The following is a 6,047-nucleotide window of genomic DNA, read 5'->3' as shown; positions in this document are numbered from 1 at the left end:
TTTCATGCTTTAAAACATCTACCTGTCTACCTTTAAAGCAAATACATAAAAAGCTGCACGCATAGTGCAGCTTTTTTGCAAAATTGTCTTGCTTTTCAACACAACAAGAATTTTCGAAATCCACGTGAAGCTTTTATAAGCGTGAGAAACAAGCTTCAAAATAAAAGATTTTTTTCAATAATTCTATTTTTTTATGTTTTTCTTTTAAAAAACTTCTTAAATGAAGTGTTGACTCCATCGATTATATATATGCCATTACAGCATAACAAATATGCGACTCTTGCTCTATTTTTTGCATTTAAGCCAAACAAATTTCGCAGAAAAATATTCCTCTACGATCAACAACTTTTCTCAATGTGGAAAACATATCAATCTTACATCTCATGTAAGAGGGAGCATTATGCGGTTAACATTTCATCCACACACAATATGAGAGAATAAGTTGAATTCTCTGATACAAAGGGAATACCAACCTACCCAATGATCTATTCTCAACAAAGCAACACTCTCACCACTTCAATACCAGTATTTTAGTTTGAGTATACGAACACAATTTACATTCTAGATTAAATGTATCAAATAAATAATGAACATAAAATCTATGAATAAACAATGGTTTAACTGTACATGCTTCAAACAAAGAACAAAATTCTATAATCATGCGTTATTAATTCTTTTGTAAATATTTTATACAGATATCAAAAATCGTACCATTGCTTTCAATACAAGAAACCGACATAAAAAGTTTCATATTGAATGACCAAAATAGTCTTTTACAAATTGCGATATTAGAGCAAAAACTTCATTGGCTAATTATACGAAAAAATAAAATAGAAAATGCATTTTAATAAATATAAAAGCAAATTGTTTTATAAAAGAATATGACAAAAACTGATAAATCAATTTATGATCATGTATTTATGATTCAGATATTGAGTTCAATTTTGCACAATCATTTGAAAAAAACGATAAGATTAAAGTTTATGCGAAACTGCCTAAATGGTTTAAAATTGATACATCTCTTGGATCATATACTCCCGATTGGACTGTATTATTCGAGCAAAATGGGCAAGAAAAACTGTATTTTGTTGTGGAAAGCAAAAGAAGTATTTTCGAAGACATGTTGCGCGTTCTGGAAAAAGCAAAAATCCATTGCGATCGTGAACATTTCAAAGCTTTAGGAGAAAATACCCAATATATTGTTTCTGATAATTATAAAACTTTTATCGATCAAGCAATTCAAAAAGATACCACAACAACTTGAAAAAATGTTTGGGTTATGGAAACAACCCTCCCCTGTTTTTTATAAAATGCACCTTTTTCCTACTCTATAATTTACAAGCTCTTCCTTATAACCAATTTTAATTTTTATTAAACAATCAAGAAATTATCGAACATTTTTCAGAAAGAGCTGCACATTTAAGAAAAGAAAATTATAAACTATTGAGAATACATTTGATACCCAAACAATCATTTAAGCATAAAAAATGATATATAAACAAACATTGGATTTTTAAGTCAATAATTTGATTTATAAAGATTTTCACATTTTCCATGTTAAATAATAAATGCAAATGGAGCAGGCGTGCACGTTTGTGTAGGTTCTGCTTTTGCTCTCATGCAGATTGAGTTGACGGCAAATAGACTCCTCGATAAACTCATTGACATCAGCTTAACTGATGGCTTAATTCTAGAGAAAAAGGCGGGTTGTACACAAGGGGACCATCAGCACTTCCAATCATATTCATTCCAATATCAAAACCGCAGATATCACAAATGCGTGTTCATTCTTAGAGCTCTGTAATTTATAACGCGGGACCCATATCTAAAAGAATATCAACAGGGGGCATAATAATGCAAAAGAGAGATTCCTATACAAAAACAGAAAGGTATGTCATATATACCGTCATTATTTCCAGCATACTTCCTCTGCTGGACGGGAGCATTGTCAATGTCATCCTTCCTAACCTTGCGCATTATTTTTCAGTCGGAGAAAATAATATACAATGGGTTGTAACATCCTATTTTCTCGCCACCGTTCCAGGGCTGCTAATGGCCGCTTTTGTGCAAGGAAGAATAGGTATCAAAAGCACTTGGTTTCTTGCAAGCTTCATTTTTATGCTTGGATCACTGGGGGTAGGATTAAGCTATAGTTTTCCAACTATTATATCTGCTCGTATCGTTCAAGGTTTCGGGACAGGTCTTTTGCTGCCCCTTAGCCAAACCATCATTGCCTTACAATTTGGACAGACACGAGTGCGCCAAGCCATGGGCTCCATAGCCGTACCAACAGTTTTCGCTCCTGCCTTTGGTCCGCTGGTAGGCGCCTCGCTTGCTCAGTATGTGTCTTGGCGTTTGTTATTTTTTATCAATATTCCGCTTATTTTATTGGCACTCACCCTTGGAGCAAAACATTTAAAGAGCAACGAAACAACAAAAACAAAATTTAACTTATTTGCATTTTTAGCGTTTTCCATATCGCTTCTTTCGTTTTTTTACCTCACAGAAGCCAGAAATATCAATAACAAAAACCACTTATATATCCTAGCACTTATAGCCATGATATCTCTCATATTATTCATTGTTTCTAATCAGAAAGCAAAAAACAAATTAATCGTCTTTAGCGGATTTCAAAATGCACGCTATACATTACTCATGATCATGGGGCTTGTTGCTTCATTTCTTTTTTATAGCTTCCTCGTTTATTTCCCACTAGCCGTTGCCATGGAAGGAAACTATGAAAAGAGCCTTCTCATCATCGGTGCCCTCCTTGCTCTGCAAGGGGTAGGAGCATGGATCGGAAGGAAATTTATTTACCAAAAATGGAAAGAAAAATCTCCCTTTTTCATGATAGGAATTGGTTTAGTGATATCAAGCTTTGGGTTATTATGCTTCGGCTATAATATAAGCATGGATGGACTTGGATTCTTGCTAAGAGGCATAGGACTTGGCATCGCCACCATTGTCTGCCTTTCCGCCCCCATCCAATATGTCAACAGTTTATACGTCAAAGATACAGCCGTTATCACACGCATATTACAGCAAATAGGTGGTGCCTTAGGGGGTATATTCGCTGGCTTTTTGATCCATTCGCTGACAGAAGAATCCCTGTCCTTAAACCAAACATATATCGTATTCTTCATATTCTCTATCGCTGCATTTTTACTGTTTTGCCTAGCCCTCCTCTTATCGCGTAAAGAGAAGAATTTTGATTTATGATATGCTTTATTTGAACACCCTATCCATAACATTGGCAATGGCATATAAAATCATACAGCATTTACCACTTTTCGAGAAACCAACACACTGAGACCTTGAACACAGCCTTCATCATTTTTATGAAAGAACACTAAACCGATAAGCTCCTTAAGCTCTAAAATTGATCACCTCCAGTAACGTACGGTGTTTGTAATTTTATGATACCTCTGTGCTTTTAAATCCCTCTAAAAACCTCTTGAAATATGGGATTTTCTGATCAGACCTTTGCAAAGATCCACGAAATTAAGCACGCATTTCAATGCGGAATAGTCCCATAAATGCGCTAACAGACGCCCTACCGAACCAGCATAGAATATAGAACCCGCCCCCGCGCACGCCCCTATAAATGCTAATCATCTTCTATAACGCACCGCGATGTGGAAAATCGCACTGTATTGCAAACTTGATAATGTTATTCCCCCCTTTTCAAAGTCATTGAATCACTATGCTTTTATAATCACAATAGGTTCAAATGAAACTGAAGCGACAAAAACAGCTGGTAAAGCAGCATCTTCTCTCCATTTCATTGTTAACTGTTATAAGAAATCTCCCCCGCTTTAATAAAAAAGCCCTCTCTCATTGAGAAAGAAATTTTAAAAACATTGAAAATCATGAAGCACGATGACAGACAGCAAACCATCTCTAAAAAGGCTGTTTTTTACTTTTACAGCGTACTCTTAGATTTCTCTAATATCTTCCTGCCTTTAAATTTTCCTTATAAAATTTACGGACAAAAGAAGCTTTTCAGAACTCTTTTACACATAACTTCATTGCTTCAAGCTCCCTTACAGACACGATAAACGCATATATTTCCATCTACCAAGTATGCGAGCTTCACAGCGGATATAATGAAAACAGTCTTTTTATAGAAAACAGTAAACTTTAACGGAATAAACGAGATTTTAAACTAGCCTTCCGCATTACTCATTACTCTATACCGGTTATGCAAATAAAGAGCGCCATCTACTTTTTCTGACAAGCAAAGAACACACACAACATTTAGTAACATGCCATTATTAAAATTCTTGTCACAAAACCTTCCGTTCAGGGATTATGCGCATTGCCTGCTTCCTTCTCTCTAATAAACAATCTGCCAATAAAGAATGCTATTGCAGTTACGATAATACAAAATTATACTTCTGTTCTCATTCTATATTTTTCGAATTATCACACATTATTCCCCCCTTCACTGTTATAACAATGAAAGGAGAAAAATAAAACACAATATGGCATTTATCTTTCACAAATCTTATATAAGCCACAAAATTGTTGCGCGACCTTCTATAAAAGGTCAGGCAATAAAATCATACTCTAAAAACCACTCAACATACCACTTTTTGATATTATAAAGCCATAAAATGCAATTATCATCTCCGCAAAAAATATCTCAGAAAAACAAAATCCCTCCTGCAACAATTAGGATACTCTCTCAAATATTACCAAAGTACTATTGGCCAAAGAATTTGGATGCCTTATTTTTTTATACACCATCTGCTCCTCATGAGTATCGAAGTGATGATGATGAAGTCAAGATTAAGAAACGACTAGATACAATCAATGTAGAATGCAATAAACCGCTTGAAGTCCTTGGTCCCCTGCTTGGTGATTTTTTGGACAGCGAGTTTCATAAGTTAGTCGGATTCATATTTCAAGACATACCAGAAGATCAAATGCTACAACAGCTTAAAGAAGATCAACGTAAAGTTTTAGAAACGTTAAAGAAAGATGGATTAGAATATCAGCGTGGAGGATATATTATCAAGAATGAGCTAACCTTCACACAAGAATTGCAAAAAGCTGGTCTCCTCTCTACAGAAGAGCTACAAAAACGTATTACAGAGAAAGGACTTTCAGCAGTAGAAATCGAAATAAAAAGAGCATTAGAAAATATAGAAAAAGATCCAAAGGAGGCGGTTCTATTTGCAGCAAATCTATTGGAAGCCTCTTGCAAAGCTTATCTCGACCACCATTCTATCCCATATGCAGAAAACGCCCGTAATACGCTGCCCGTTTTATGGAAACAAGTCGTTAAGAAAGCTAAGATCCATCCCGAAGATATGAAGAAAGAAAACTTAAAAAATCAAGATCTAGATGAAAATGACTTAAAAATGATCGCATCCGGTCTGTATCAAATTGTAGATGGTACTATGAGTTTAAGAAACAAGAAAAGTGCAGCGCACGGCCGCTCAGAAAAGGATTTTAAACTAATTAATCTCAAACCTCACCATGCGCATTTAACTTTTAATGCCGCCCATTCTCTCTCAATTTATATTTTAGAGCTCATGGATCAGCCATAATAAAAAACTTTAGAAAAAACATATCACGACTACCAGCATTTTCTCATGCCATTTTTAATGCCTAAAAAGCATTAAAGGGGGCTTCTGCTACCCTACAAAACCAAATATTTCTATAGCATGACAACATGAGTAGTCACAGCACCCTATGGTTCTCCTCTTCCCCACGTTTCTAGGCTCTGCTTCTAAAGTCAGTGGCAATTTCTGTAAATGCAAAAGCCGCCCTTAAGGATGACGAATGAGGATGGTGCAAAAGTATTGCCTTGATTATTTTTTTTAAGAACAAACTAGCTGGTGTACTATTTTTGGAAAGCTCTCGTGCAGAAATATTATGATGGAGAAGCTAGTCATTATGATAAAAACACAAGTCTTAACTCCCTAAAGAGAGAGAATCTGAGTTTAGATTTAATTTCTACACAGCCTTTATGCGCGTAAATTAGATACCTATACGTTCTTCCCCTACCCTACTTAATCTTATAATAAGGCAGCTCCGTA

Annotated in this window: 3 protein-coding genes; all 3 read left to right on the top strand. The window is 35.3% G+C overall.

The genetic code is table 11. The features are described 5' to 3' along the window. The first annotated feature begins 916 nt into the window (after nt 1–916). The 3 genes from ACFINR_RS08950 to ACFINR_RS08940 all read left to right on the top strand — a co-directional run bounded on the left by ACFINR_RS08950 (nt 917) and on the right by ACFINR_RS08940 (nt 5,555). Nucleotides 917–1,264 (top strand): hypothetical protein, encoded by a 348-nt coding sequence (locus tag ACFINR_RS08950; RefSeq protein WP_375654150.1) that lies wholly within the window; start codon nt 917–919, stop codon nt 1,262–1,264. A gap of 590 nt (nt 1,265–1,854) precedes the next feature. Continuing rightward, complete coding sequence (locus ACFINR_RS08945; RefSeq protein ID WP_375632733.1) at nt 1,855–3,219, top strand: MFS transporter; 1,365 nt, start codon at nt 1,855–1,857, stop codon at nt 3,217–3,219. A gap of 1,397 nt (nt 3,220–4,616) precedes the next feature. Further along, nucleotides 4,617–5,555 carry an abortive infection family protein gene (locus ACFINR_RS08940; protein ID WP_375654147.1) on the top strand — a complete coding sequence of 313 codons (939 nt, stop codon included), beginning with the start codon at nt 4,617–4,619 and terminating at the stop codon, nt 5,553–5,555. Nucleotides 5,556–6,047 lie beyond the last annotated feature (492 nt).

It is taken from the genome of Bartonella sp. AP19HLJMH, assembly GCF_042196245.1.
In the GTDB taxonomy this organism is placed as follows: Bacteria; Pseudomonadota; Alphaproteobacteria; order Rhizobiales; family Rhizobiaceae; genus Bartonella.
This window is presented reverse-complemented; position numbering and strand designations above follow the sequence as displayed.

Coding starts and splice junctions, on each gene's coding strand:
- ACFINR_RS08945 (WP_375632733.1), top strand. CDS start 1,855: ATGCAAAAGAGAGATTCCTATACAAAAACAGAAAGGTATGTCATATAT.
- ACFINR_RS08940 (WP_375654147.1), top strand. CDS start 4,617: ATGCAATTATCATCTCCGCAAAAAATATCTCAGAAAAACAAAATCCCT.